Source organism: Enterobacter cloacae complex sp. ECL414, assembly GCF_021869685.1.
In the GTDB taxonomy this organism is placed as follows: domain Bacteria; phylum Pseudomonadota; class Gammaproteobacteria; order Enterobacterales; family Enterobacteriaceae; genus Enterobacter; species Enterobacter kobei.
This window is the reverse complement of the sequence record NZ_CP091481.1, coordinates 1491000-1515316: the sequence shown is the minus strand read 5'-3', so window position 1 is coordinate 1515316 and position 24317 is coordinate 1491000. Positions and strand designations below refer to the sequence as shown.

Below are 24317 nucleotides of genomic sequence, written 5' to 3'. Positions count from 1 at the left end.
TTTTTTTTGCCATAAAAATAATATTTAATCATTTTTATTGCATATAAATTCATTAACTGGCATTGTACATCCAGGCCGCAGACACGGCGCATCAATAAGACAGACGGGAGCATTACCATGAAAAAGTTAGTTCTGGCCGCATTACTGGCAACGTTCGCCGCAGGCGCATCCGCAGCGGATAAAATCAATTTTGGCGTGTCCGCCACCTATCCGCCGTTTGAATCACTGGATGCCAGCAACCAGATCGTCGGTTTCGATATCGACCTGGCGAAAGCGCTGTGCAAACAGATGCAGGCCGACTGCACCTTTACCAACCACGCCTTTGACAGCCTGATCCCGTCGCTGAAGTTCAAAAAATACGATGCGGTAATCTCCGGGATGGACATCACCCCAGAGCGCAGCAAGCAGGTGGCGTTCACCGACCCGTACTACGCCAACTCGGCGGTAGTGATTGCGAAGAAAGGGGCGTATAAGTCCTTCGACGAGCTGAAAGGCAAACGCATCGGCATGGAAAACGGCACCACGCACCAGAAATACCTGCAGGACAAACATCCTGAAGTGAAAACCGTGGCCTATGACAGCTATCAGAATGCGATTATCGACCTGAAAAATGGCCGTATTGATGGCGTCTTCGGCGATACCGCCGTGGTCAACGAATGGCTGAAAACCAACCCGCAGCTGGGCACGGCGACCGAGAAAGTGACCGATCCACAGTACTTCGGTACCGGCCTCGGCATCGCGGTACGTCCGGATAACAAAGCCTTGCTTGCAAAACTGAACGGCGCGCTGAAAGCGATTAAAGCTGACGGTACGTACCAGAAAATCAGCGAGCAGTGGTTCCCGCAGTAAGGTGTTTTGCCGGGTGACGGCTTCGCCTTACCCGGCCTACGAGGGGGGTTTTGTAGGCCGGATAAGCGCCACCCGGCAATTCTCACAACGGCACAAAGAACCTGAATCGTGCCCCACTCACCGACTCCATCAGCCGTATTCCACCGCCGTGCAGCTCCAGCATCCGTTTGACGATTAACAGCCCTAACCCGCCGCGGTTCTCCCGCGAGGCCTGAGTGTTCAACGCCGAAGGCCGCTGGAACAGATCGTCGCGCAGCGACGCATCCACGCCCGTACCGCTGTCAGCCACTTCGACCTGAAGCCGTTCATTCTCCTGCCAGACCGCCAGACGAATTTCCCCGCCGGTCGGCGTATGACGCATTGCGTTATCCAGCAAATTGGTCACCACGCGCTCGATCATCGACACATCAGCATTGACCAGCGGCAACGGCCCAGGTACGTCAATATGCAGATTGACCTCTCGCGTGCGGGCAGTGAGCTCAAACTTCTGCGCCACGTCGGAAATCAGCTCCCCCATCGCGAAACGCTCGCGCTGCGGTTTAATGCCGCCGTGCTCAAGGCGAGCCAGCTCAAACAGCTGCTGGGAAAGATGGCGTACCTTTTGCCCCTGACGCAGGGCGGTGGCGAGATATTGCTGGTGCTCCTGAGGCGTCAGCGTGGTGGATTTCAGCGACAGCGTTTCCAGATAACCCAGCAGGGAGGTCAGCGGCGTGCGGAGATCGTGCGAAATATTGGCGATAAACTCCCGGCGCTGGCGATCGCTGTCGGCCAGCTGATCCCACTGGCGGGTGATTTTGCGCGCCAGCTCGATAAAACTGTTGCGCAGGCGTGCCACTTCGTCATTGGCCGCGACGTCCGGCGGCTCTGCTGCCAGCAGCCTGATTGCGCTAATGCTGTCCTGCTCAAGCCCGGTGACCTCTTCCGTCAGGCGTTTAACCGGACGCGTCACCCAGTACCAGACCAGTAATCCCGCCAGCAGGCCGAACAGTGCAACCCACAGCAATGACCAGAGCACCGTGCTCCACAGCGCCTTATGCCAGGCCATGTCCGCCAGCGCATTCGACTCCTCGCCCTGCAAAATAATGTACAGGTAGCCCTTAAGCTCGCCGTCCTGACGCAGCGGCGTGGCGCTGAAGACTTTTTTGTTCTGGCTGCGCGGATCGTCGCCCAGTACCGGGATGGCGGTACCGCTCAGGAAGGTCTGAACCGGGGCCAGATCGATTTTTTGCCGCTGAATATGGCCCGGCGGGGCGGCATCGGCCAGGATGTCGCCGTCGGGTGAGACAACATAGAGCTCCACGCTCGGATTAAAGGTCATCAGACGGTCAAAGAGCGGTTTCAGCGAACTGCGGTCAACCCTGCCCTGCGCGTCGAGAATCGGTTCCCGCTGGACGATCTGCTGCGCCAGTCCGCCCGACAACCGTTGCACCATCGCGTTGCCGTATTGCGTACTGGTGTAGAGCTGTACCGCGCAGGCGACGGTGGCGCAGAGCATCATCAGCAGAATGAACAGCAGCGTCAGGCGCTGGCTGAGGCTAAAGCGACGCATCAGGCGTTGGCTCCGCAAATTTGTATCCCTTACCCCAGACGGTGCGAACGATTTCCGGCTCGGCAGCGTCCTTCTCAATCTTGATGCGCAGGCGGTTGATATGGGTGTTGACGGTATGCTCATAGCCTTCGTGCTGATAACCCCAGACCTGCTCCAGCAGCGCCAGACGGGAAAACACTTCGCCAGGGTGGCGGGCAAAGAAGTAAAGCAGTTCGAATTCGCGCGGGGTGAGATCCACCACCTGTCCGTGGAGCAGGACGCTGCGCGCCAGCGGATCGATCGTCAAACCGTGCGCCTGAATTTGCCCGTCCGTTTGTGCCTGCCCCATCGCCTGCTGACGGCGGAACAGCGCTTTGATGCGGGCAATCAGCTCCTGCACCGAAAACGGCTTAGCCAGATAGTCATCGGCACCGGTTTCCAGCCCGGTAATGCGGTCGGTTTCGCTGCTGCGGGCGCTGATGATGATGACCGGCAGGTAGCGCGTCATCTGACGGATGCGTCGGCAAATCTCCAGCCCGTCAACGTTCGGGAGCATCAGGTCGAGGATCACCGCATCCCAAGGCTGTTTTTCCAGGCGCTGCAGGGCGTTGCCCCCGTCGGGCTCGTGGGTGATGGCGTAGCCTTCGTCTTCTAAATTGAGTCGCAGAAGCGCCGCGATATCGTGGTCGTCTTCCACCAGCAGGATGTGCTTCATGGGTCAGCCTTCAATCATTTCTTATGACGTAAGCTTACCTGATTTCGAGCGGGGGAAGAGTTCACATTTTGTTGAACATTGTGCGGGGTTCATGCCGGGTGGCGGCTACGCCTTACCCGGCCTACGGGTTAACAACGTCAACACTTCGTAATGCGCGGTATGCGGGAACATATCGAAAAGCTGAACGCGTTCAATGCGGTAGCCCGGCAGGCTGGCGATATCTTTTGCCATGGTCTGCGCATTGCAGCTGGAGTAGACGATGTAATCCGGTGCCATCTGGCTCAGGTAATCGCAGAGTGCGTTTCCGATGCCCCGTCGCGGCGGGTTGACCAGCACCAGTTCCGGCACATTGCCCTGGCCGGTGGCGAACTGGGTAGAGTCAAGCGCCTGGAAGTGGAGATTCGTTAACCCCAGCCCGGCGGCGGACTGTTTCGCGCAGGCAATCGCTTCGGCAGAGATCTCAATCCCTGTCAGCTGCATTTCAGGCGTGGCGCAGTGCAGGCCGAAACCGCCCACGCCGCAGAACAGATCCCACATATGATGAATGTTTAACGCCCGAACCCAGTCACGGGCGGTGGCATACAACGCACTCGCCACGGTCGGGTTGGTCTGGAAGAAGCTTTGCGGGCGGATCCACAGCGGTACGCCGTTAAAATTTTCGGCCAGCGCAGGCTGGTCGGTGAAGAAGATCTCTGTCTCCCCTTCCATAATCGCCATGTGCACCGGCTGTATGTTTGCCGTAATGACCTTAAGCTGCGGCAGTTGCGCCTGCAGCCACGGCAGCGCCGCGCGAAGCTGCGCCAGCTTCGCTTCCGAGCGCAGCACAAAACGCAGCATCATGCCGCCGTCTAGCTGGCTTTCCGTCAGCAGGAGATATTTCAGCTCGCCGCGCTTGCGGGCGACGTGGTAGGGCGTTAACCCTGCCCGCGCAATAAACGGTTTGAGTGCGGCAAAGACGGGTTCAAACGACGCGGGATACAGCGGGCAGTCGGTTAAATCTTCCGGCGTGCCGTCGCGGTGCAGCATCCCCAGCAGCGGTTTTTCGACGCTGCCGCTGACCACCATTTTGGCTTTGTTGCGAAAGCCCTGCTCCGGTCCGCTGACGGGTGCGCACCACTCCTCCACCGCGTGTTCAGCCAGCAGCTGTTGCAGGTCGGCCATTTTGGCGGTGAGTTGTTGAGAGACCGGCTGTTCTATCCACTGACAGGAGCGGCAGCGTCCGGCGTCATAGAGTGCGCACTGCATATGAAAACCTTAAGAATAACGGGGGCTGCGATTATACACATTATTGCAACTGGAAGAACCGTCGACTGGACGCAGGCACGAACAGGAAGAACAGCACCAGCATATCCGGCAGTTTTTGCAAAAACAGCGCGTGCAAAATCTCGCGTTTTGATCCGCCCGCAATGCTGAACAGTTCGGGATAGCCATACCCCAGCGAGGCGGCCCACAGGTAGCTGGCGGCGGTCACCTGCGTAAGCAGATAGACCCAGCGCGCCCAGTTGCGCCCTTTGACCAGCGAAAACGCACAGTAGATCTCAATGAACACCAGCACCAGGCTGCTCAGAAAAACCAGCGTCAGATTCCACGTCTGCACGCTGCGGTGAATGAATTCACCGATACCGCGCATGCCCAGGGTATTCAGAATCATCAGCACGTCCAGGCAGCGGATCATAATAATGGCGAGCGCCGCCACCTGTACCAGCGCAGGAACGTTAGGACGAGCGTGCGTAAGCCGTGATTTTTTTAATAATCCCAATGTTTTACTTCCCTGAAAAACAGCGCCGCGTGATACGCGGCACATCACTGGAAATTTTAAATGCTTCAGCCGCGTCTTGCACGCTGGATATCACGCACGCGCTGTTTTTCCGCGCGCGCCATCAAATACCAGGCGATAAATCCGACAATTCCGACCACGCCGAGGATGATAGAGGCCAGGGCGTTGATCTCCGGGTTAACCCCCATGCGCACGCTGGAGAAGACCAGCATCGGCAGCGTTGTCGCGCCCGGGCCGGAGACAAAGCTGGCGATCACCAGATCGTCGAGCGACAGGGTAAATGCCAGCAGCCAGCCGGAGATCACCGCCGGCATGATCATCGGCAGGGTAATGATGAAAAAGACCTTCAGCGGGGTCGCGCCGAGATCCATCGCCGCCTCTTCTATCGAGCGATCCAGCTCGCGCAGACGCGAGGAGATCACCACGGCGACATAGGCGGTACAGAACGTGACGTGCGCCAGCCAGATGGTGAGCATGCCGCGATCCGCCGGCCAGCCAATGGCATGCGCCAGCGCCACGAACAGCAGCAGCAGCGCAAGGCCGGTAATCACGTCCGGCATGACCAACGGCGCGGTGATCATAAAGGCGAAGCCGTTCGAACCGCGAAAACGGCCGAAACGCACCATCACCAGCGCGGCGATGGTGCCCAGAACAGAGGCCATCGTTGCCGCCAGTGCGGCGATGGTCAGGCTCAGCCCTACCGCGCTCATCATTGCATCGTCGTGGAACAGCTCACTGTACCAGCGCGTCGACCAGCCCGCCCAGACCGTCACCAGTTTGGAACTGTTGAACGAGTAGATCACCAGCATCAGCATCGGCGCATACAGGAAGGTAAAGCCGATCGCCAGGATCGCAATTCGCCACGGGGAGCGCACTACCGGTAAGTTATTCATCCGTGGTCTCCCATCTGTTTCTGCTGATGTTTGTGGAACCACATGATCGGCACGATCAACAGCAGCAACATGATAATCGCCACCGCAGACGCCACCGGCCAGTCGCGGTTATTGAAGAACTCCTGCCACAGCACGCGGCCAATCATGATGCTGTCCGGCCCGCCGAGCAGCTCCGGGATCACAAACTCCCCTACCGCCGGAATAAAGACCAGCATCGACCCGGCGATTATCCCGCCTTTGGTCAACGGGACAATGACGCTGAAGAAGGTTTTCAGCGGACGCGCACCGAGGTCAAGCGAGGCTTCCACCAGCGAGTAATCTATCCGCGTCAGCGCCGTATAGATCGGCAGAACCATAAACGGCAGATAGGCATACACAATGCCAATATAGACCGCGAGGTTGGTGTGCAGGATCGTCAGCGGCTGATCGATAACCCCAAGCCACATCAGGACGTTATTCAGCACGCCGTTGTTTTTCAGGATCCCCATCCAGGCGTAAACGCGGATCAGGAATGAGGTCCACGACGGCAAAATCACCAGCAGCAGCAGGATATTACGCGTCGAGGGTTTACTGTGCGCCACGGCCCACGCCAGCGGATAGCCCATCACCAGACAGCAGAGCGTCGAGATCGCCGCCACCTGCAGCGACTGCAGATAGGCTTCAATATAGAGCGGGTCCTCGGTGAGCTGCAGGTAGTTACCGAGGTTTAAGGTCAGCGTCAGCTGCCCGTCTGCCCACTCCCACAGGTCGGTATACGGCGGGATCGCCCGCGCCATCTCCGCCAGGCTGATCTTGAAAACGATCAGGAATGGCAGCAGGAACAGCAGGATCAGCCACACGTAAGGCATGGCAATCACCAGCTTGCGGCCGTGCTTCATCTTAAGGCGCGTCAGCCAGCTGGCTGCGCGGGCTGGAGGTTCAAGTGTACTCATTGGCCGCTCCTTATACCGTCAGCACGACACAACTGTCAGCATCCCAGCACAGACGCACTTCGTCGCCCCAGGTCGGCTGACCTTTGCGGTAGCGATGTTCGTTTTGCAGCTGGGCGCTCAGCATCTGACCGCTTTTCAGACGCACATGATAGATAGACAGATCGCCCAGGTAAGCAATGTGCACCACTTCACCCACGGCGAAGTTATAGCCATCGGCTGGCGGATCGTCACAGAGCATGATCTTCTCCGGACGCAGCGCGACGTAGACCGGCACGTTGTCCACCACGGCGCTGTCAGGATCGACCTTGAGCGGATGCTGCAGACCCGGCGATTCAATGACCAGGCCATCCTCCTGACGCTCTTTCAGTAGCCCTTCGAAGACGTTGACCGAGCCAATGAACTCGGCGCTGTAGCGGGTGGTCGGATGCTCATAAATTTCCTCCGGCTCGCCAATTTGCACAAACTTCCCGCGGTTCATGATCGCAATACGTCCGGCCATGGTCATGGCTTCTTCCTGGTCGTGGGTCACCATTACGCAGGTCACGCCGACGCGCTCAAGAATATCCACCACTTCCAGCTGCATACGATCACGCAGTTTTTTATCCAGGGCCCCCATAGGCTCGTCGAGCAGCAGCAGTTTCGGGCGTTTTGCCAGGCTTCTGGCGAGCGCCACGCGCTGGCGCTGGCCGCCTGAAAGCTGGTGCGGTTTACGCTTCGCGAACTCCTGCATGTGGACCAGACTCAGCATCTCGGCCACGCGCGCGGTGATTTCGGCTTTTGGCAATTTATCCTGCTTCAGGCCAAAGGCGATGTTCTGCTCCACCGTCATGTGCGGGAACAGTGCGTAGGACTGGAACATCATATTAATCGGGCGCTGGTACGGCGGCACGCTGGAGAGATCCACGCCATCAAGCATGATTTGCCCGGCCGTGGGTTGTTCAAAACCGGCTAACATACGCAGCAGGGTTGATTTGCCACAGCCCGATGCGCCCAGTAGCGCGAATATTTCGCCTTTATAGATAGTCAGGCTGACGTCGTCCACGGCATGCTGGCCATCGAAAGATTTGGTGAGGTTACGAATTTCAAGAAGCGGGGTCAGCGCTTTACGGACTTTCGCCTGCGGGCGGGGGATCGCGTCATTCACGGGGTGCTCTCCGGCAGAAATCAAATCATGGTGCAGGCGCACCAGAACGGTGCGCCTGTTGCCGGGGGCGCTTCGCTTGCCCGGCCTGTGACAAAGGGTTACTTACCGCTTTTCACCTTGGTCCACGCACGGGTACGTACGCGGTCAATTTTTGGATCCTGTACTTTCAGGGTGAAGAGCTTGGCGAACACGTCCGCTGGCGGATAAATTGCCGGATTACTGCGGATCGATTCACTCACCAGCGGCACGGAAGCCTTGTTACCGTTGGCGTAATAAACGTGGTCGCTGATGTGGGCGATTACTTCCGGACGCATCAGGTAGTTGAGGAACTGATACGCTTCGTCTTTGTTTTTCGCATCAGCTGGCATCGCGAAGACGTCGAAGAAGGCCAGCGCCCCCTCTTTCGGGATGAAGTAGGACACATTCACGCCGTTTTTCGCCTCTTTCGCGCGGTTCGCCGCCTGCCACACGTCCCCTGCCCAGCCAATCGCAACGCAGATGTCACCGTTCGCCAGGTCGTTGATGTACTGGGAAGAGTGGAAATAGCGAATGTTTGGACGCAGCTTCAGCAGCAGATCGGTCGCCGGACCGGTGTAGTCATCCGCCTTGTTGCTGTTCGGATCTTTGCCCAGGTAGTTCAGCACGGTGGCAAAGATCTCTTCTGGCGCGTCCAGGAAAGAGACGCCACAGCTTTTCAGCTTCTCAAGGTTTTCCGGCTTCAGCACCACGTCCCAGCTGTCCAGCTTGACGTCCGGGCCCAGCGCCGCTTTAACTTTATCCACGTTGTAGCCGATACCGGTGGTCGCCCACAGGTAAGGCATGGCGTATTTGTTATCCGGGTCATGCTTAGCCACCAGCTTCAGGACTTCTGGATCGAGGTTTTTCCAGTTCGGTAATTTGCTCTTGTCCAGTGGCTGGAAGACACCCGCCGTCAGCTGACGCTCCAGGAAGCTCGCGGAAGGCACGACCAGGTCAAACCCGGTGCTGCCTGCCATCAGTTTTCCTTCCAGCACTTCGTTGGAATCGAAAACGTCGTAGACTACTTTAATGCCGGTCTCTTTCTCAAAATTGGCCACGGTGTCCGGCGCAATATAGTCAGACCAGTTATAAACGTGCAGCGTTTTTTGTTCCGCAGCGAGCGTGCCGGCAGAGACGGCCATCAGAGCACCCGCAACCAGACCCGATAACCATTTTTTATTCAAGGCGATCATAGTGTTATTCCTTCTGAAAGCTCGTTAACAAACGAACTAAAACTGTGCAATCTGGATATATGCAAAAATCATGCATAGTTTGTCGCTCTGCTCAAAATAAAAAGAAACCTCTTTACCCGGCAGGATCCGCTCGCTTTTTGAAGCATCGCAAGAATAACTGTAGCCCGTGTCTCCGGCTATAGCCCAGACGAAAAAACGCCTTTTATCAATTTTTTATGCAGGTTTAGTCTACGTGATAAGCCGAAACGGCCTTTGGGGAGGTGAAAAATTCTTTAAAGAAAGGTTAAAAGCAGCAGAAAAAATGGCCTAATGCAGCCGCCATGGCAGCGACTGCGCAAAAGTCAGGCAGCCTTAGTGAAGAAAATTGGGAGATGCATCATTATTCTCTGCATCATCTTCCGCGCTATACAGCAGATGGTGTGCATTGGCTTCCATCATGACCATGGAAATTTGCTCTTCACTCAAGCGCATAAACCAGGCGAACTGCTTGAAGGAGAGCCCTGCCCCGGAGAATAAAGACTGGCAAACGACCAGTTTTGGCAGATTATCATCCTGTATATCGAGAAATGCTTTCACCGTCAAAGAACTGGCATTGATGGCCGACAGGTCGGAGGCCAGCGCCAGTAGCGCAGACGGCTTCACTTCGGCCAGCGCGGAGAAAAGGATCACGTCGTTAATCAGATCGATTTTGGCATCAAAAATACCGTCGAAATTTTGCATATGAGGCAGATGCAGCGCCTGGCAGGAATCACATTCAAAGAACGTAATACCGGCATCATCGAGCCATTGACGTAACGTATCCAGTGTTGGTACGACCTGTAAATCCATCGCGGTGCAGCCTCTCTAATAAAAACTTCGCATAGATTACGCAAAAAGTGCGTTCAATGCCATTTAACCGCCCGTTTTCAGACAGTAGCCCGGCGTGGCATGACGCTCGATCCATGTGATCATTTTACCTGCAATATCGACCCCCGTGGTTTTTTCCACGCCTTCCAGCCCCGGTGAGGCATTCACCTCCATGACCAGCGGCCCGCGCGTCGCCCGCAGGAGGTCAACGCCCGCCACGTCCAGCCCCAACGTTTGCGCGGCTTTTACGGCAATGTCCCGCTCGCGATCGCTAATATCAGCCACTCTCGCTATGCCGCCGCGGTGAAGGTTAGAGCGGAAATCGCCCTCTTTGGCCTGACGCTCAATGGCCGCCACCACTTCATTTCCGACCACGAAACAGCGAATATCACGCCCTTTCGCCTCTTCGATATACTCCTGCACCAGAATGTGCGCATTCAGTCCCCGAAAGGCGTCGACCACACTTTCAGCAGCCTGCCGCGTCTCCGCCAGCACCACGCCGATACCCTGCGTGCCTTCTACCAGCTTGATCACTAAAGGCGCGCCGCCCACCATGTCGATCAGATCGCTGGTGTCGTCCGGCGAATGGGCTATTCCGGTAACGGGGAGATCGATCCCCTGACGGGCGAGCAGCTGCAACGAGCGCAACTTGTCGCGGGCGCGGGAAATGGCCACGGATTCATTGAGCGGATAGCTGCCCAGCATCTCAAACTGGCGCAGCGCGGCGGTGCCGTAATAGGTGATCTGGGAGCCGATACGCGGGATCACCGCATCAAAATGCGGCAGCTTGCGGCCTTTGTAGTGTATAGATGAAGCGGCGGGGTCGATGTTCATATAGCAGGACATCGGGTCAAGGATCTCAACCTGGTGTCCGCGTTTTGCCGCCGCTTCTCGCAGGCGTTTACATGAATAGAGCGTTCCATCCCGGGACAATATGGCAATTTTCACCCTGCACCTCTCTGAAGACATGGAAAAAGCCTTCATATCATACAGAATGGACTATCGCGTCGCCCAGCCCTGTTTATGCAGATAATCGAGAATAAACGGGCGATTTTCTTTAATGATGGTGCGGCGAATGTGGTCGCTCCAGGTATCACGGCGGTTATTGCTGTCACGCGTCAGATAGTAATTCGCCAGCTCTTCATCATAGTGATTCAGGACATCACGATCGACCGGCTGGTAGTGGTTCTCGTGCACCAGCATTGCCGCAGGAATACGCGGTTTCAGGTCCGGATTATCCGCCGGCCAGCCGAGGCAGAGGCCAAACAGCGGCAGTACATGTTTTGGCAGCTTCAGCAGTTCGGTGACGCTTTCAATGTTGTTACGCAACCCGCCGATATAGACCCCGCCTAGTCCCAACGATTCCGCCGCCGTAAAGGCGTTTTGCGCCATCAGCGCGGTATCCACGACGCCCAGCAGCAGCTGTTCGGCGAGCCCCAGTTGCGCTTCAGGGCAAATCTGCAGATGGCGGTTAAAGTCGGCACAAAATACCCAGAACTCGGCGGCCTGGGCCACATGCTTCTGCCCGCCGGTCAGCGTCACCAGCTGTTCACGCATCGCCGGGTCGGTAATGCGAATAATGGAGCTGCACTGCAGGAAACTGGAGCTGGAGGTCGCCCTTGCGCTGTTAATAATGGCGGTACGCTGCGCCTCGGTGATCGGCTCATCGGTGAAGTGGCGAATGGAACGGTGGGAAAGGAGCAGGTCAATCGTGGGTGTCATCTTCTCTCTCTTTGCTTGCTTAAAACGTATGGCAGCCAGTATAGGCAATGATCTGCGCGGTGTAATTGGCGAAACATAGCTCATAGGTATTATAACGACAGGCGAAACCTTCTTTAATGACGACAGGTTATGGGGCACTATACGTGTCATTCGCCGTCAGGCTTGTTTTTTGAGGAGAGAGAAATGTTTGCAGTAATTTTTGGTCGTCCAGGGTGCCCTTACTGTGTGCGCGCAAAAGAGCTGGCAGAGAAACTGACCGCAGAACGCGATGACTTCAATTTCCGCTATGTGGACATCCACGCGGAAGGCATCACCAAAGCCGATCTGGAAAAAACAGTCGGTAAGCCGGTTGAAACCGTCCCACAGATCTTCCTCGATCAGAAACACATCGGCGGTTGCACCGACTTTGAAGCCTACGCCAAAGAACATCTTGGCCTGTTTGCCGAGCAGTAATGAAAGGACGCCCTCACCCTGAGGGCGTTTTTATTTGTGGTGCCGTCGGTGCTGAATCAGGCTGCGCACAAATAAGTAGCAGAGCGCGCCAAGGGCGCACCAGAATATGGCACTTAGCAACCACGCCAGCTCCTGCCAGAAACTCCGCGTTGAAACATACAGCAGGCGCATTAGCAGCAGACATAATGGCGCTGCAAGTATCGCCCCCAGTAACGGTTTCACCACTTCCCCTTTACGGGAGAGAAAACTGGCGGCGGCTCCCGGTAGCGTGAAGAAGAGCAACCCCAGCTCCGGATGCCCGGACGCCCTGAATGCGCCCTTCACATTAAATGCGAGCGACATGCATACGACCGTGAACAGCAAAAAGCAGCTGATCACCCCCGCCCAGTTTCGTTTCATATTCAAACAATCCTCCTGACTTATCTCTATCAAATACACTTTCGTCGGGTAGACGCCCAGTCAGATAAAGCAATGCGGCAATCCTTGCCAAAGTACGCACAGGGTGATGCGATAATCAGTAGCTGTCAGTAGCTAATGCGATTAAACTACACGCCAGCTAATGTTTTAGGGAATAAAGCAGGAAACAGGGAGCGTTAACGCCTTTCCCTGACCCAGAAAACAGTAGCCCAAAAAGTCCTTTCATTCAACAACTTACTGGTAAACAAGAAGTTAGCCTCCGTGAATATAAACGTCGCAGACTTGTTAAATGGGAATTACATCCTGTTATTATTTGTGGTACTGGCGCTGGGTCTTTGCCTGGGTAAATTGCGCCTGGGATCGGTTCAACTTGGTAATTCCATTGGCGTTTTAGTCGTCTCCTTATTATTAGGCCAGCAGCACTTCAGCATTAACACGGACGCGCTCAACTTAGGTTTTATGTTGTTTATTTTTTGTGTTGGCGTGGAAGCAGGACCGAACTTTTTTTCGATTTTCTTCCGCGACGGCAAAAATTATCTGATGCTGGCGCTGGTGATGGTCGGCAGCGCACTGCTGATCGCCTTAGGACTGGGTAAGCTGTTTGGCTGGGATATCGGGTTAACGGCCGGTATGCTGGCAGGCTCCATGACCTCTACGCCAGTGCTGGTGGGTGCAGGGGATACCCTGCGCCATTCGGGCATGGCTGGCGCACAGCTTTCGACAGCGCTCGACCACCTGAGCCTGGGCTATGCCCTGACCTATCTGATTGGTCTGGTGAGCCTGATTGTCGGCGCGCGCTATCTGCCAAAACTGCAGCATCAGGATCTGCAGACCAGTGCCCAGCAAATCGCCCGTGAGCGCGGGCTGGATACCGACAGCAAACGTAAAGTCTACCTCCCGGTGATCCGCGCCTACCGCGTCGGACCTGAGCTGGTGGCATGGGCAGACGGGAAAAATCTTCGCGAGCTGGGGATTTACCGCCAGACCGGGTGCTACATCGAACGTATCCGCCGTAACGGCATTCTGGCGAACCCGGACGGTGACGCGGTGCTGCAGATGGGCGACGACATCGCGCTGGTGGGTTACCCGGACGCGCACGCGCGTCTCGACCCAAGCTTCCGAAACGGCAAAGAGGTGTTCGACCGCGATCTGCTCGACATGCGCATCGTCACCGAAGAGATCGTGGTGAAAAACCATAACGCCGTTGGCCGTCGTCTGGCGCAACTCAAGCTGACCGACCACGGCTGCTTCCTTAACCGCGTAATCCGCAGCCAGATTGAGATGCCCATCGACGACAACGTCGTGCTCAACAAAGGCGACGTTTTGCAGGTCAGCGGCGACGCGCGACGCGTAAAAACCGTTGCCGACCGCATCGGCTTTATCTCCATTCACAGCCAGGTCACTGACCTGCTGGCTTTCTGCGCCTTCTTTATTGTGGGCCTGATGATCGGGATGATCACCTTCCAGTTCAGCAACTTCAGTTTCGGAATCGGTAACGCCGCCGGTCTGCTGTTCGCCGGGATCATGCTGGGCTTCCTGCGAGCGAACCATCCGACGTTCGGTTACATTCCGCAGGGCGCATTGAACATGGTAAAAGAGTTCGGTCTGATGGTGTTTATGGCGGGTGTTGGCTTAAGCGCCGGCAGCGGCATTGGACACAGCCTTGGCGCCGTCGGCTGGCAGATGCTGGTTTCCGGCCTTATCGTCAGCCTGGTGCCGGTGGTGATCTGCTTCCTGTTTGGTGCCTACGTGCTGCGCATGAACCGCGCCCTGCTCTTCGGAGCAATGATGGGGGCGCGTACCTGTGCGCCGGCCATGGAAATTATCAGCGACACCGCGCGCAGCAACATCCCGGCGCTGGGCTATGCAGGCACCTACGCTATCGCCAACGTACTGCTGACGCTGGCAGGTACGCTGATCATCATCATCTGGCCAGGACTCGGATAACTCTGAAGTTTACGCGTAATGAAAAAATTTTTGTTACGCGCAGAACTTTTTTATCAGGGGGCAGTCATAACTAGTGCCACTGCTTTTCTTTGATGTCCCCAATTTGTGGAGCCCATCAACCCCGCCGTTTTGGTTCAAGGTTGATGGGTTTTTTGTTGCCTTAAATAAACCCCAACAAAGAATAACCAAAGCCCGTTATCCAGCTTTTCTAAACATGGGCATACGTAATGCCAGGCTTAACGAGCGATGTCTAAGCGTTTCCCTCCCCCGCAATCCTCCCAACCATCGCCCGAATCTCGTCCCGGGTTAACGGCGCACGGTCGGTCACATAGTGCAACGTCATCCCTTCGATAAACGCATCCAGCGCGCGGGTGGTAACCGGATCGAACCACTGCTCCAGCGTAGTCTGGCTCATCTTCATCCAGTCCTGCATCACCGTTTTGAGCGCCGCGCTGCGGTGCATAAAGGCGTAAAGCTGGTACATCAGCGCCATGTTGTGCGGCGTCGTCACCTGCGAACTGTGGATCAGGGTGGTGATGGACTCGCACGCCATTTCAGGCCCGGTGACGCCCGCAAAGAAATCCCGATACTGCTGCGACATCTGTTGCGTAAACCATGTGAACGCTTCCTCCAGCAGTGGCTCCATACCGTCGAAATAGTAGGTCATCGACCCCAGCGGCACGCCCGCGCAGGCGGCGATTTTACGGTGCGTGACGGCGTGAATACCGTGCTCGGCAATGGTATCGAGTGTTGCCTGCAGGATCTTCTCCCGGCGATGCGGATCGTTCGGTGGTCTGCTCATAAATTCCTCACGTGGTTTGTGTACAAATGTACACAAACTTGCTAGTGTTGTCGCTATTGTTGTACTTCTGGTGCTACCCCAATGACGCTGACCTCTCCCCGTAAAACCCTGCAGCTCCGCATGTGGGCGCTGTTTATGTTCTTCTTTATTCCCGGTCTGCTGATGGCCTCCTGGGCCACGCGCACGCCCGCCATTCGCGATATTTTGTCTGTCTCTACGGCTGAGATGGGCATCGTGCTGTTCGGCCTGTCGATCGGTTCCATGAGCGGCATTCTCTGTTCCGCATGGCTGGTGAAGCGCTTTGGTACGCGAGCAGTGATCCGCACCACCATGTGCTGCGCGGTGTTCGGGATGGTGGTGCTGAGCGTCGCGCTGTGGTTTGCCTCGCCGGTGTTGTTCGCGCTGGGGCTGACGGTATTTGGCGGCAGCTTCGGTTCTGCGGAGGTGGCCATCAACGTTGAAGGGGCGGCGGTCGAGCGTGAGATGAACAAAACCGTGCTGCCCATGATGCATGGCTTCTATAGCCTCGGTACGCTGGCCGGTGCGGGCGTGGGAATGGCGCTGACGGCCACGGGTGTGACCGCCAATCTGCATATCCTGCTGGCGGCGCTGGTGTGCATCATTCCGATCCTCACCGGCATCCGGGCCATCCCGGACGGCACCGGTAAAAACTCTGCTGACGAACGCTCGTCAGCCGAAAAAGGACTCCCCTTCTACCGCGATTTCCAGCTGATGCTGATCGGCGTGGTGGTACTGGCGATGGCGTTTGCAGAAGGCTCCGCCAACGACTGGCTCCCGCTGCTGATGGTGGACGGTCACGGCTTTAGCCCGACCTCCGGCTCGCTGATTTACGCCGGGTTTACGCTGGGGATGACCGTCGGGCGCTTCACCGGCGGCTGGTTTATCGACCGCTACAGCCGCGTGGCGGTGGTGCGCGCCAGCGCCCTGCTGGGCGGCCTGGGGATTGCGATGATTATCTTTGTGGACGTGGACTGGATTGCCGGCGTCTCGGTGATCCTCTGGGGACTGGGGGCGTCACTCGGCTTCCCGCTGACCATTTCCGCCGCCAGCGACACCGGGCCGGATGCCCCGAAGCGCGTCAGCGTGGTGGCGACAACGGGCTACCTCGCCTTCCTGGTGGGGCCGCCGCTGCTCGGCTTCCTGGGTGAACACTACGGGCTGCGCAGCGCCATGCTGGTGGTGTTAGGGTTGGTGATCATCGCCGCGCTGGTGGCGCGCGCGGTGGCAAAGCCGGAAACGAAACAAACGACACTGGAGAAGGGATATGAGCGTTAAACTGATCGCCGTCGACATGGATGGCACATTCCTGAGTGATGCAAAGACCTATAACCGCCCGCGCTTTCTGGCGCAGTACGCCCGCATGAAGGCGCAAGGCATTCGCTTCGTGGTCGCCAGCGGCAACCAGTACTATCAGCTGATCTCCTTTTTCCCGGAGATTGCGCATGAAATTGCGTTCGTCGCTGAGAACGGCGGCTGGGTCGTGAGCGCCGGAGAGGATGTCTTTAACGGTGAATTGTCGAAAGCCCATTTCGAGACCGTCGCGAATGTATTAAACGACGTTCCGGGCATTGAGATTATCGCCTGCGGAAAAAACAGCGCCTATACGCTGAAATGCTATGACGATAACTTTAAGGATATCGCCGCGAAGTACTATCACCGGCTCGAAATGGTGAGTGATTTCGACAACCTGAACGACATTTTCTTCAAGTTTGGGCTGAACGTGTCAGACCATGAAATTCCGCGCATCCAGGCGATGCTGCATGAAAAGCTTAACGACATTATGGTGCCCGTGACAACCGGCCACGGCAGTATCGACCTGATTATCCCCAGCGTGCACAAAGCCAACGGCCTGCGGATCCTGCAACAGCGCTGGGGCATAGAGGACAGTGAAGTAGTTGCCTTCGGTGACAGCGGCAACGACGTGGAGATGTTGCGTCAGTCCGGGTTCAGCTTTGCGATGGCGAATGCCAGACCGCATATTAAAGCGGTGGCGCGGTTTGAAGCGCCGCATAATAACGAGGAAGGTGTGCTGGATGTGATTGAGAAGGTGTTGAACGGGGAGGCACCGTTTAATTGATATCGTGCGGTCTGGTGCCTTCACCCTAACCCTCTCCCTGTGGGAGAGGGAATAAACAGATTACGGTTGCAGGGCGTTGCCGACGCGTTTATCCTTCAGGAACACCACCATCAGGCCAACCCACAGCACGCCGTTGGCGAGGTTAAACAGACTGAACAGACCGTTGCCGCCCATCGCGTAAGCGTGCTTGCTCACCTCGATACCGACGGTAAAAATCAGCATCTGCAGCATACCCATCGCCGCGGACACCGTGCCTTTACTCATCTCGCTGGCAAACAGCGTCAGGCGCACCAGCCCGGCGTTCGCCACGCCAATCCCGAAAGCATAAAGGCTGAGCCCCGCCGTCATCCACAGATAAGCGTGGGATGACGCAACGGTCGCCACCGCGGCCAGAATCAGCCCTGCTGCAATCGGCCAGCCACCCATAATAATCAGTGAACGCACGGTGCGGCGTGACGTCAGACGTGCCAGCACCAGGTTACCGATAATCAGCGCGCCAAAAATCGGCACCTGCAGCAGACCGTACTCGTAGCTGCTGAGCTTTTCACCGCTGATGATAATGACCGGAGACTGCGCAATCCATGCCAGCAGCGGCAGGCTCACAAACCCGGTCGCCAGCGCCCCCGCCAGAAAGCGGCCATTCTTCAGCACTTCTTTGTAATCCCGGCCCAGCTCCTTGAGCGAGAGTTTTTCACCCAGACGGGTCGCCGTTTCCGGCATTGCGCGGTGCAGGCCAAAGAACGCGATAGCGGCGAGAACCGCAAAGAGGATAAACATCCCTTCCCAGGGCGCAACATGTACCCACGCGGCGCCCACCAGCGGCCCGAGTAAAGGGGCAATCAGCGCCACGTTTGCCATGAGCGCGGTAATTTTGATACACACCGCCTCTTCAAACGACTCCTGAATGGCGGCATACCCCACGGCACCGATAAAGCACAGGCTCACCCCCTGCAGGAAACGCAGCAGGGTAAATTGCTCGATATTTTGCGCCAGCAGCGTAGCGAGACAGGTGACGATAAACCACACCACGCCGGTCAGCATCACCGGACGGCGGCCAATACGATCCGACAGCGGCCCTAACAGCCACTGTAAAAACATGCCGCCAGCCAGATAGGCGGTCATGGAGGTCGGCACCCATTCAATTCCCGCGTTGTACTGCTCCACAACGGCCAGCATGCCGGGCTGGATCATATCGTTGCCGATATAGGTGGAGAATTCGTAGAGCACCAGACACAGGGGGAAAAGCAACGCCTGACGACCCAGACGTGAACCAGAAGAAGAACGGTTTAACATGCAATCTCTTTAAAATGACAAAATCGCGACGAGTGTAATGAAATGCCGCAGCCCGAGATAGTGATTTATCGAGGATAAACAGAAATAAAGCACATATCGTCTTCGTTTAAGGTTTCCTTAAGTTGACAGATTTATGATAGCCCGATTACTCGTCAACGATCCCAAATTATGGCACTCACTTCCAGCCGTTCAGAATTGTCTAACTTACAGACAAATAAGACAAAACGACTTTACCGCTTACCCTCCCACTTTTATGGTTATCAGCTTTTCGTGCTGTTAGTCCTTGCCGTGGTGTTTACGTGGCTTTCGCGCGATGAAGCGCTCGACAGATGGATCACCGGTTTTTGGTATGACGCGGCGACGCAGAGCTTCCCGCTGCAGAAAGACCACCTGCTGGATTTGCTCAACCATCGTCTGGCGAAGTACATCGCCATCGCCTTAGGTGCCGTGGCGCTGCTTTACGGCGCTTACAAACGTAACGCCAGGCTGGTTACGGCGGCGCTGCTGATGGGGCTTGGCGCGCTGGTAGTGGGCGTACTGAAAAGCATTAGCCACCACAGCTGCCCGTGGGATCTGGTGGAGTATGGCGGGAAGGCGATGTCTTACCCCCTGTTTAGCGCCGTCCCGACAGACAGCGGTCCGGGGCGCTGTTTCCCCGGCGGCCATGCCTCCAGCGGTTTTATGGTGATGGGGCTGTTTTTTGCCTTCTGGCGCGAGCGTCCACGTCTCGCCTGGAGCTTTGTTGCCCTCGGCGTGCTGCTGGGTCTGGCGATGGGCTTCGGTCAGGTGATGCGCGGGGCACATTTTTTCTCTCACAACCTGTGGGCCGGGTGGTGGGTTTGGTTTTCCCAGGTGGCCGTCTACGGGCTGGTTTCCACCCGGTTTGCAAAAGAGTAATAACGCTATGCTAGAGAATCTGAATTATCAGCTGTTTTATCTGATCAACGCCACACCGGCCTCGCCAGAGTGGATGATTGATTTCGCCACCTTCCTGGCAAAAGATCTGATTAGTATCGTGCCTGTGCTGGCCGCTGTCCTCTGGCTCTGGGGCCCTCGCAGTCAGGTGAAGGCACAGCGCCAGCTGGTGATCAAAGTCGCGATGGCGCTCGGGGTCAGCGTACTGGTTAGTTATATTCTCGGCCATGCGTTCCCGCACGATCGTCCTTTTGTCGACCATGTCGGTTATACCTTCCTGCACCACGCGCCGGATGACTCCTTCCCGAGCGATCACGGTACGGTTATCTTCACCTTCGCGCTGGCTTTCCTGTTCTGGCATCGCCTGTGGTCTGGTGCGGTGCTGATGGTGGCAGCCGCGGCGATCGCCTGGTCCCGCGTGTATCTTGGCGTCCACTGGCCGCTGGATATGGTCGGCGGTTTCCTGGTAGGACTGATTGGCTGCGTGAGCGCGGCAATCCTGTGGAATCTCTTCGGTGAAGCGCTCTACCGGGGGCTCTCTTCCCTTTATCGCGCCATTTTTGCCCTCCCGATCCGCAAAGGCTGGATACGTGACTAACCCCAACCGGACAGGTTACACTGAGCCCCCGCCCTGCGGGGGCTCATTTTTTTTATCCTGAGGAACTATGGAAACACGACGCGATGACCGCATAGCTCAGCTGCTTCAGGCGCTGAAGCGTAGTGATAAGCTGCATCTTAAGGAAGCCGCCAACCTCCTCGGCGTCTCAGAGATGACCATTCGTCGTGATCTGAACAGCGACAGCGCTCCCGTGGTACTGCTGGGCGGGTACATTGTGCTTGAGCCGCGTAGCGCCAGCCATTATCTGATAAGCGATCAGAAAACGCGTCTGGTGGAAGAGAAACGCAAAGCCGCGCGCCTGGCCGCCACGCTGGTACAGCCGCACCAGACGCTGTTTTTTGACTGCGGCACCACCACTCCGTGGATTATCGAAGCCATCGACAGCAGTATTCCCTTTACCGCCGTGTGTTACTCCCTGAACACCTTTCTGGCGCTGCAGGAGAAACCCGAGTGCCGGGTGATCCTCTGCGGCGGTGAGTTTCACGCCAGCAACGCTATCTTTAAGCCGCTCAACCTGCAGGACACGCTCAGCAACTTATGTCCGGACATCGCGTTCTATTCCGCCGCGGGCGTGAATGTGCGTCAGGGGGCGACCTGCTTTAACCTGGAGGAGCTGCCGGTAAAGCACTGGGCATTAAGCGCCGCGCAATACCATGTGCTGGTGGTCGATCACAGTAAGTTTGGTAAGGTGCGGTCGGCAAGAATGGGCGAGCTGGCGCAGTTTGACGCCATCGTCAGCGATTGCCGCCCGGATGAGGAAATTGTGGCCCATGCGAAGGCGCAGCAGGTGAAGTTGATATATTGAGAGGGGTGCGGTCTGATGCCCTCACCCCGCCCCTCTCCCACAGGGAGAGGGAGAAAAGCATGATGGATTAGCTGAACCAGCTGCCAAACCAGCTGTGGAATTTCATCAATACGAAATCCCACATCCGGCTGAAGAAGCCACCCTCTTCTACCGCTTCCATCACGATCAGCGGACGCTGTTCAATTGACTTACCGTTTAACTGGAAATCAATCGTCCCGACCACCTGGCCTTTTTTCAACGGCGCGGTGAGCTGCGGGTCGGTCAGGGTATAGCTGGCCTTCAGGTTTTTCAGCTGACCGCGTGGAATGCTCACGGAACCGGCTTCCCCCGCCCCGAGATTCACTTCACTCTTGTCCCCAAACCAGACGCGCTGGCTGACGAACGTGGCATCCGGTTTAATCGGCGTCACGGTTTCATAGAAACGGAAGCCCCAGGTCAGCAGTTTTTCTGATTCGTTAAACCGGATGCGGTCGGTTTTGGTGCCCAGCACAACCGAGATCAAACGCATGTCGCCCTGCGTCGCAGAGGCCACCAGGTTATAGCCCGCGCCCGCCGTGGTGCCGGTCTTCATGCCGTCCACGTTAACGTTGCTGCTCCACAGGAGACGGTTACGGTTCGGCTGGCGAATTTTGTTGAAGGTAAACTCTTTCTCTTTGTGGATCGCGTATTCATCCGGTACGTCGTGGATCAGCGCTTTCCCCAACAGCGCCATGTCGCGCGCGGTACTGAACTGTCCCGGCGCATCCAGGCCGTGAACTGTTTTGAATGTCGTGTTGGTTAAGCCGAGTTTCTGCGCATAGCCATTCATCAAACCAATGAAAGAATCCTGACTGCCGGCCACATAATCGGCCAGCGCGATACACGCGTCATTTCCCGACTGAATAATTACACCTTTGTTCAGATCGGAAACGGACACCTGATCCCCTGGCTTCAGGAACATCACCGATGACCCGCGCAGCGCGGGGTTACCGGTCGCCCAGGCGTCCTTTCCGATGGTGACCATATCGTCCAGCTTGATCTTACCGGCTTTCAAGGCCTGGCCGACCACATAGCTGGTCATGATTTTGGTCAGGCTGGCCGGATCGAGTTTCTCATCGGCATTGCCTTCCGCCAGCACTTTCCCGCTGGCATAGTCCATCAGGATCCAGGCGCGCGCATCCACCGGTGGCGCTTCGGGCGCAGCCTGTTCTGCTGCGTAGAGAGTTGGTGCAAACAGGAAAAGGAGCGCAGAGCCTGCCGCCAGGCTGCGCAGAGAAGTCATTTTTCGCGTCATAAATGCCACCCGAGTGTCCATTCAAAAATTACGTCACATCACCGTGTCGCAAGAAGCGATGAGTAATAGCGCACTAAAACGGTGAAAGAAACCCAGCGAGGGTAAAGTTATTAAAGTTTATGCAATAACATTCATTTACGCTTTGATTCAGGCGATTTTTTTGTCTTCTGTTGCGTAATTGTTAGGTTTATCTCACCATGGCGAAAAAGGTGACCCGGATTCACAACTCATCAGGAGTAAATATGATTACGCTGTGGGGCAGGAACAATTCGACCAACGTGAAGAAAGTGCTCTGGACGCTGGAAGAGCTGGATTTACCGTTTAATCAAATTATGGCTGGCATGGCATACGGGGTAAACAGAGAGGCCGACTATCTGGCGATGAACCCGAACGGCCTGGTGCCGCTGCTGCGCGATGACGAAACAGACGCAACGCTTTGGGAATCTAACACCATTGTGCGCTACCTCGCCGCCCAGTACGGTCTTGGCCGCCTGTGGGTTGAAAACCCGGCGCAGCGCGCCCAGGGTGAAAAGTGGATGGACTGGGCAAACCAGACGTTCTCTCCTGTTCACCGGGTTATCCTGATGGGACTGGTGAGAACCCCCGAGGCCGAGCGCGACTATCCTGCTATTCATGCCGCTCAGGATTCCTGTGAAAACCTGTTTGCCATGATGGATGACGAACTGGCGAAGCGCGCCTGGTTCTCCGGCGAGACGTTCGGCGTGGGGGATATTGCCGTGGCGCCGTTTGTCTGGAACCTGACCAATATGGGGCTGAACTGGACGCCGCGCCCTCACCTTGAACGCTGGCTCAAGCAACTGAGCGAGCGTCCGGCGTACCGTAACGTCGTGATGACCCCGGTCACCTGATTACGCACCGGACGGGCTGACTTTTAGCAGTTGCCCGTCCGTTTCATCGGTGAGCACATACAGATACCCGTCCGGCCCCACCCGCACATCGCGAATACGTTGATCTCGATCGCCCAGGATGCGCCCGTCCTCCGTGACCTTGTTGCCCTCCACGCTCAGGACGATAACGTCTTTCTCCTTTAGCGCCCCAATAAACAGTTTGTTTTTCCACTGCGGAAAAACGTCACTGTTGTAGAACGCCATGCCGCTGACCGCGGGCGAGACTTTCCAGACAAACAGCGGCTTCTCGGTTCCCTCGACGTGTTCACCTTTGGCTTCGGGGATTTTCAGGCCACTGTAATTAATGCCGTGTGTTGCCAGCGGCCAGCCGTAATTTTTGCCTTTCTCCGGGATATTGATTTCATCCCCGCCGCGCGGGCCATGTTCGTTCAGCCAGAGCGTGTCGCTCCACGGATTCATCGCCATTCCCTGCGGGTTGCGAATGCCATAAGACCAGATTTCCGGCCGTGCGCCGGCGGTGTTCACAAAGGGGTTATCCGCAGGCACTTTACCGTCCTCGGTCAGGCGCACCACTTTCCCCTGCAGTTTGTCCAGGTCCTGCGCCGTCGGGCGCTGGTTGTTCTCGCCGAGTCCGATAAAGAGGTAGCCTTTGCCGTCAAACACCAGCCGTCCGCCAAAATGGTTACCGGTAGAGAGTTTCGGCATCTGGCGAAACACGACCTGGAATGCCTCGATGCGGGAAAGATCGTCGCTTAAGCGGCCATAACCCACCGTCGTTCCGGCTTTGCCGTCATGCCCTGCTTCGGCGTAACTCAGCCAGACGCGGCGCGACGTTGCAAAATCAGGCGCCAGCACCACGTCCAGCAATCCTCCCTGACCGTTCGCCCAGACCTTCGGAACGCCGACAATGGGATCGGAAAGCCCTTTTCCAGCCTGCCAGTGTTTGAGCTGCCCGCCCTTGAGGGTCACCAGAAGCCCTTTATTGTCCGGCAGGAACGCCATCGACCAGGGGTGATCGAGTCGGTTTTGCAGCACCTCGACCTTCACCGCCTCTGGCGCCGCAAGAAGTGAAAAGGAAAAGCACAACGCAGGAAGGAAAATCAACGAGGACCGTGGCATGACGCGCTCCTTTTTCGGCATATGGCATAAAGATTAGCCAGTACCTCCGGGCGCGTTACCACTTTTACAAAAGCTTAATCAGAAGGGGGA

25 protein-coding genes are annotated in these 24317 nt (G+C 56.6%); 9 read left to right on the top strand and 16 right to left on the bottom strand.

The window, feature by feature from the left end:
• Nucleotides 1-117 precede the first annotated feature (117 nt).
• Nucleotides 118-849 (top strand): arginine ABC transporter substrate-binding protein ArtJ, encoded by a 732-nt coding sequence (gene artJ, locus L3068_RS07035; RefSeq protein ID WP_014883160.1) that lies wholly within the window; start codon nt 118-120, stop codon nt 847-849.
• An 82-nt stretch (nt 850-931) separates the two neighbouring features.
• On the opposite strand, the gene L3068_RS07030 is transcribed toward artJ, so the two are convergent.
• The 11 genes from L3068_RS07030 to nfsA all read right to left on the bottom strand — a co-directional run bounded on the left by L3068_RS07030 (nt 932) and on the right by nfsA (nt 11617).
• The gene (locus L3068_RS07030) at nt 932-2401 is read right to left on the bottom strand and encodes a sensor histidine kinase (protein ID WP_117580702.1); all 1470 of its coding nucleotides are present in this window, start codon (nt 2399-2401) and stop codon (nt 932-934) included.
• Complete coding sequence (locus tag L3068_RS07025; protein ID WP_023332505.1) at nt 2385-3092, bottom strand: response regulator transcription factor; 708 nt, start codon at nt 3090-3092, stop codon at nt 2385-2387. The genes L3068_RS07030 and L3068_RS07025 overlap by 17 nt, the downstream gene beginning before the upstream one ends.
• Nucleotides 3093-3197: 105 nt before the next feature.
• The gene (gene rlmC / locus L3068_RS07020) at nt 3198-4337 is read right to left on the bottom strand and encodes a 23S rRNA (uracil(747)-C(5))-methyltransferase RlmC (protein ID WP_117580578.1); all 1140 of its coding nucleotides are present in this window, start codon (nt 4335-4337) and stop codon (nt 3198-3200) included.
• 40 nt (nt 4338-4377) lie between these two features.
• Nucleotides 4378-4896 carry a YbjO family protein gene (locus L3068_RS07015; RefSeq protein WP_117580580.1) on the bottom strand — a complete coding sequence of 173 codons (519 nt, stop codon included), beginning with the start codon at nt 4894-4896 and terminating at the stop codon, nt 4378-4380.
• 20 nt (nt 4897-4916) lie between these two features.
• Nucleotides 4917-5762: a putrescine ABC transporter permease PotI gene (gene potI, locus L3068_RS07010; protein ID WP_014883155.1), complete on the bottom strand. Its 846-nt coding sequence runs from the start codon at nt 5760-5762 to the stop codon at nt 4917-4919.
• Nucleotides 5759-6694 carry a putrescine ABC transporter permease PotH gene (potH, locus tag L3068_RS07005; protein WP_014883154.1) on the bottom strand — a complete coding sequence of 312 codons (936 nt, stop codon included), beginning with the start codon at nt 6692-6694 and terminating at the stop codon, nt 5759-5761. The genes potI and potH overlap by 4 nt, the downstream gene beginning before the upstream one ends.
• A 10-nt stretch (nt 6695-6704) precedes the next feature.
• A complete protein-coding gene (gene potG, locus L3068_RS07000) occupies nt 6705-7838 on the bottom strand; it encodes a putrescine ABC transporter ATP-binding subunit PotG (RefSeq protein WP_023336982.1) in 1134 nt (377 codons plus the stop codon).
• A gap of 98 nt (nt 7839-7936) precedes the next feature.
• Nucleotides 7937-9049 carry a spermidine/putrescine ABC transporter substrate-binding protein PotF gene (gene potF / locus L3068_RS06995; protein WP_117580582.1) on the bottom strand — a complete coding sequence of 371 codons (1113 nt, stop codon included), beginning with the start codon at nt 9047-9049 and terminating at the stop codon, nt 7937-7939.
• 351 nt (nt 9050-9400) lie between these two features.
• Entirely contained in the window at nt 9401-9877 is a 477-nt protein-coding gene (locus tag L3068_RS06990) for a YbjN domain-containing protein (RefSeq protein ID WP_003858385.1), read from the bottom strand.
• A 63-nt stretch (nt 9878-9940) separates the two neighbouring features.
• A complete protein-coding gene (gene rimK, locus L3068_RS06985) occupies nt 9941-10843 on the bottom strand; it encodes a 30S ribosomal protein S6--L-glutamate ligase (protein ID WP_032628797.1) in 903 nt (300 codons plus the stop codon).
• Between the two features lie 51 nt (nt 10844-10894).
• Nucleotides 10895-11617: a nitroreductase NfsA gene (gene nfsA / locus L3068_RS06980; RefSeq protein ID WP_014883150.1), complete on the bottom strand. Its 723-nt coding sequence runs from the start codon at nt 11615-11617 to the stop codon at nt 10895-10897.
• A 183-nt stretch (nt 11618-11800) separates the two neighbouring features.
• On the opposite strand from nfsA, the gene L3068_RS06975 reads away from it, so the two are divergent.
• A complete protein-coding gene (locus tag L3068_RS06975; RefSeq protein ID WP_014883149.1) occupies nt 11801-12070 on the top strand; it encodes a GrxA family glutaredoxin in 270 nt (89 codons plus the stop codon).
• Nucleotides 12071-12100: 30 nt separating this feature from the next.
• On the opposite strand, the gene L3068_RS06970 is transcribed toward L3068_RS06975, so the two are convergent.
• The gene (locus L3068_RS06970; RefSeq protein ID WP_014883148.1) at nt 12101-12469 is read right to left on the bottom strand and encodes an inner membrane protein YbjM; all 369 of its coding nucleotides are present in this window, start codon (nt 12467-12469) and stop codon (nt 12101-12103) included.
• Nucleotides 12470-12748: 279 nt separating this feature from the next.
• Between L3068_RS06970 and L3068_RS06965 the strand changes: the two genes are divergently transcribed.
• Nucleotides 12749-14434 (top strand): aspartate:alanine antiporter, encoded by a 1686-nt coding sequence (locus tag L3068_RS06965; protein WP_014169303.1) that lies wholly within the window; start codon nt 12749-12751, stop codon nt 14432-14434.
• A 250-nt stretch (nt 14435-14684) separates the two neighbouring features.
• Here L3068_RS06965 and L3068_RS06960 read toward each other — a convergent pair whose 3' ends face one another.
• Nucleotides 14685-15236, bottom strand: a complete 552-nt coding sequence (locus L3068_RS06960; protein ID WP_014883147.1) for a TetR/AcrR family transcriptional regulator — start codon at nt 15234-15236, stop codon at nt 14685-14687.
• 81 nt (nt 15237-15317) lie between these two features.
• Here L3068_RS06960 and L3068_RS06955 point away from each other — a divergent pair, with 81 nt between their 5' ends.
• Entirely contained in the window at nt 15318-16532 is a 1215-nt protein-coding gene (locus L3068_RS06955) for an MFS transporter (protein WP_117580585.1), read from the top strand.
• Complete coding sequence (locus tag L3068_RS06950) at nt 16522-17334, top strand: Cof-type HAD-IIB family hydrolase (RefSeq protein ID WP_117580587.1); 813 nt, start codon at nt 16522-16524, stop codon at nt 17332-17334. The genes L3068_RS06955 and L3068_RS06950 overlap by 11 nt, the downstream gene beginning before the upstream one ends.
• Nucleotides 17335-17394: 60 nt before the next feature.
• Here L3068_RS06950 and L3068_RS06945 read toward each other — a convergent pair whose 3' ends face one another.
• On the bottom strand, nt 17395-18627 hold the full coding sequence (locus tag L3068_RS06945; protein WP_032637112.1) for an MFS transporter: 1233 nt from the start codon (nt 18625-18627) through the stop codon (nt 17395-17397).
• Nucleotides 18628-18795: 168 nt separating this feature from the next.
• On the opposite strand from L3068_RS06945, the gene L3068_RS06940 reads away from it, so the two are divergent.
• From L3068_RS06940 to deoR, 3 genes are all read left to right on the top strand, one after another.
• Nucleotides 18796-19524, top strand: coding sequence for a phosphatase PAP2 family protein (locus L3068_RS06940; protein ID WP_117580588.1), 729 nt, complete (start codon nt 18796-18798; stop codon nt 19522-19524).
• 7 nt (nt 19525-19531) lie between these two features.
• Complete coding sequence (gene ybjG / locus L3068_RS06935) at nt 19532-20140, top strand: undecaprenyl-diphosphate phosphatase (protein ID WP_014883142.1); 609 nt, start codon at nt 19532-19534, stop codon at nt 20138-20140.
• A 67-nt stretch (nt 20141-20207) separates the two neighbouring features.
• Nucleotides 20208-20966, top strand: coding sequence for a DNA-binding transcriptional repressor DeoR (gene deoR, locus L3068_RS06930; RefSeq protein WP_180261925.1), 759 nt, complete (start codon nt 20208-20210; stop codon nt 20964-20966).
• A 67-nt stretch (nt 20967-21033) separates the two neighbouring features.
• Here the strand turns inward: deoR and dacC are convergent, their stop codons facing one another.
• Entirely contained in the window at nt 21034-22239 is a 1206-nt protein-coding gene (gene dacC / locus L3068_RS06925) for a serine-type D-Ala-D-Ala carboxypeptidase (RefSeq protein WP_117580704.1), read from the bottom strand.
• A 242-nt stretch (nt 22240-22481) separates the two neighbouring features.
• Here dacC and L3068_RS06920 point away from each other — a divergent pair, with 242 nt between their 5' ends.
• Nucleotides 22482-23108: a glutathione S-transferase family protein gene (locus L3068_RS06920; protein WP_117580593.1), complete on the top strand. Its 627-nt coding sequence runs from the start codon at nt 22482-22484 to the stop codon at nt 23106-23108.
• Here L3068_RS06920 and L3068_RS06915 read toward each other — a convergent pair whose 3' ends face one another.
• Nucleotides 23109-24227: a PQQ-dependent sugar dehydrogenase gene (locus L3068_RS06915; protein ID WP_023336979.1), complete on the bottom strand. Its 1119-nt coding sequence runs from the start codon at nt 24225-24227 to the stop codon at nt 23109-23111. It abuts the gene before it with no gap.
• Nucleotides 24228-24317 lie beyond the last annotated feature (90 nt).

What these genes read in the sequence shown, in the direction of transcription:
- artJ (WP_014883160.1), top strand. Translation starts at nt 118, where the DNA reads ATGAAAAAGTTAGTTCTGGCCGCATTACTGGCAACGTTCGCCGCAGGC.
- L3068_RS07025 (WP_023332505.1), bottom strand. Translation starts at nt 3,092, where the DNA reads ATGAAGCACATCCTGCTGGTGGAAGACGACCACGATATCGCGGCGCTT.
- rlmC (WP_117580578.1), bottom strand. Translation starts at nt 4,337, where the DNA reads ATGCAGTGCGCACTCTATGACGCCGGACGCTGCCGCTCCTGTCAGTGG.
- L3068_RS07015 (WP_117580580.1), bottom strand. Translation starts at nt 4,896, where the DNA reads ATGTGCCGCGTATCACGCGGCGCTGTTTTTCAGGGAAGTAAAACATTG.
- potI (WP_014883155.1), bottom strand. Translation starts at nt 5,762, where the DNA reads ATGAATAACTTACCGGTAGTGCGCTCCCCGTGGCGAATTGCGATCCTG.
- potH (WP_014883154.1), bottom strand. Translation starts at nt 6,694, where the DNA reads ATGAGTACACTTGAACCTCCAGCCCGCGCAGCCAGCTGGCTGACGCGC.
- potF (WP_117580582.1), bottom strand. Translation starts at nt 9,049, where the DNA reads ATGATCGCCTTGAATAAAAAATGGTTATCGGGTCTGGTTGCGGGTGCT.
- L3068_RS06990 (WP_003858385.1), bottom strand. Translation starts at nt 9,877, where the DNA reads ATGGATTTACAGGTCGTACCAACACTGGATACGTTACGTCAATGGCTC.
- nfsA (WP_014883150.1), bottom strand. Translation starts at nt 11,617, where the DNA reads ATGACACCCACGATTGACCTGCTCCTTTCCCACCGTTCCATTCGCCAC.
- L3068_RS06975 (WP_014883149.1), top strand. Translation starts at nt 11,801, where the DNA reads ATGTTTGCAGTAATTTTTGGTCGTCCAGGGTGCCCTTACTGTGTGCGC.
- L3068_RS06970 (WP_014883148.1), bottom strand. Translation starts at nt 12,469, where the DNA reads ATGAAACGAAACTGGGCGGGGGTGATCAGCTGCTTTTTGCTGTTCACG.
- L3068_RS06960 (WP_014883147.1), bottom strand. Translation starts at nt 15,236, where the DNA reads ATGAGCAGACCACCGAACGATCCGCATCGCCGGGAGAAGATCCTGCAG.
- L3068_RS06955 (WP_117580585.1), top strand. Translation starts at nt 15,318, where the DNA reads ATGACGCTGACCTCTCCCCGTAAAACCCTGCAGCTCCGCATGTGGGCG.
- L3068_RS06950 (WP_117580587.1), top strand. Translation starts at nt 16,522, where the DNA reads ATGAGCGTTAAACTGATCGCCGTCGACATGGATGGCACATTCCTGAGT.
- L3068_RS06945 (WP_032637112.1), bottom strand. Translation starts at nt 18,627, where the DNA reads ATGTTAAACCGTTCTTCTTCTGGTTCACGTCTGGGTCGTCAGGCGTTG.
- L3068_RS06940 (WP_117580588.1), top strand. Translation starts at nt 18,796, where the DNA reads ATGGCACTCACTTCCAGCCGTTCAGAATTGTCTAACTTACAGACAAAT.
- ybjG (WP_014883142.1), top strand. Translation starts at nt 19,532, where the DNA reads ATGCTAGAGAATCTGAATTATCAGCTGTTTTATCTGATCAACGCCACA.
- deoR (WP_180261925.1), top strand. Translation starts at nt 20,208, where the DNA reads ATGGAAACACGACGCGATGACCGCATAGCTCAGCTGCTTCAGGCGCTG.
- dacC (WP_117580704.1), bottom strand. Translation starts at nt 22,239, where the DNA reads ATGACGCGAAAAATGACTTCTCTGCGCAGCCTGGCGGCAGGCTCTGCG.
- L3068_RS06920 (WP_117580593.1), top strand. Translation starts at nt 22,482, where the DNA reads ATGATTACGCTGTGGGGCAGGAACAATTCGACCAACGTGAAGAAAGTG.
- L3068_RS06915 (WP_023336979.1), bottom strand. Translation starts at nt 24,227, where the DNA reads ATGCCACGGTCCTCGTTGATTTTCCTTCCTGCGTTGTGCTTTTCCTTT.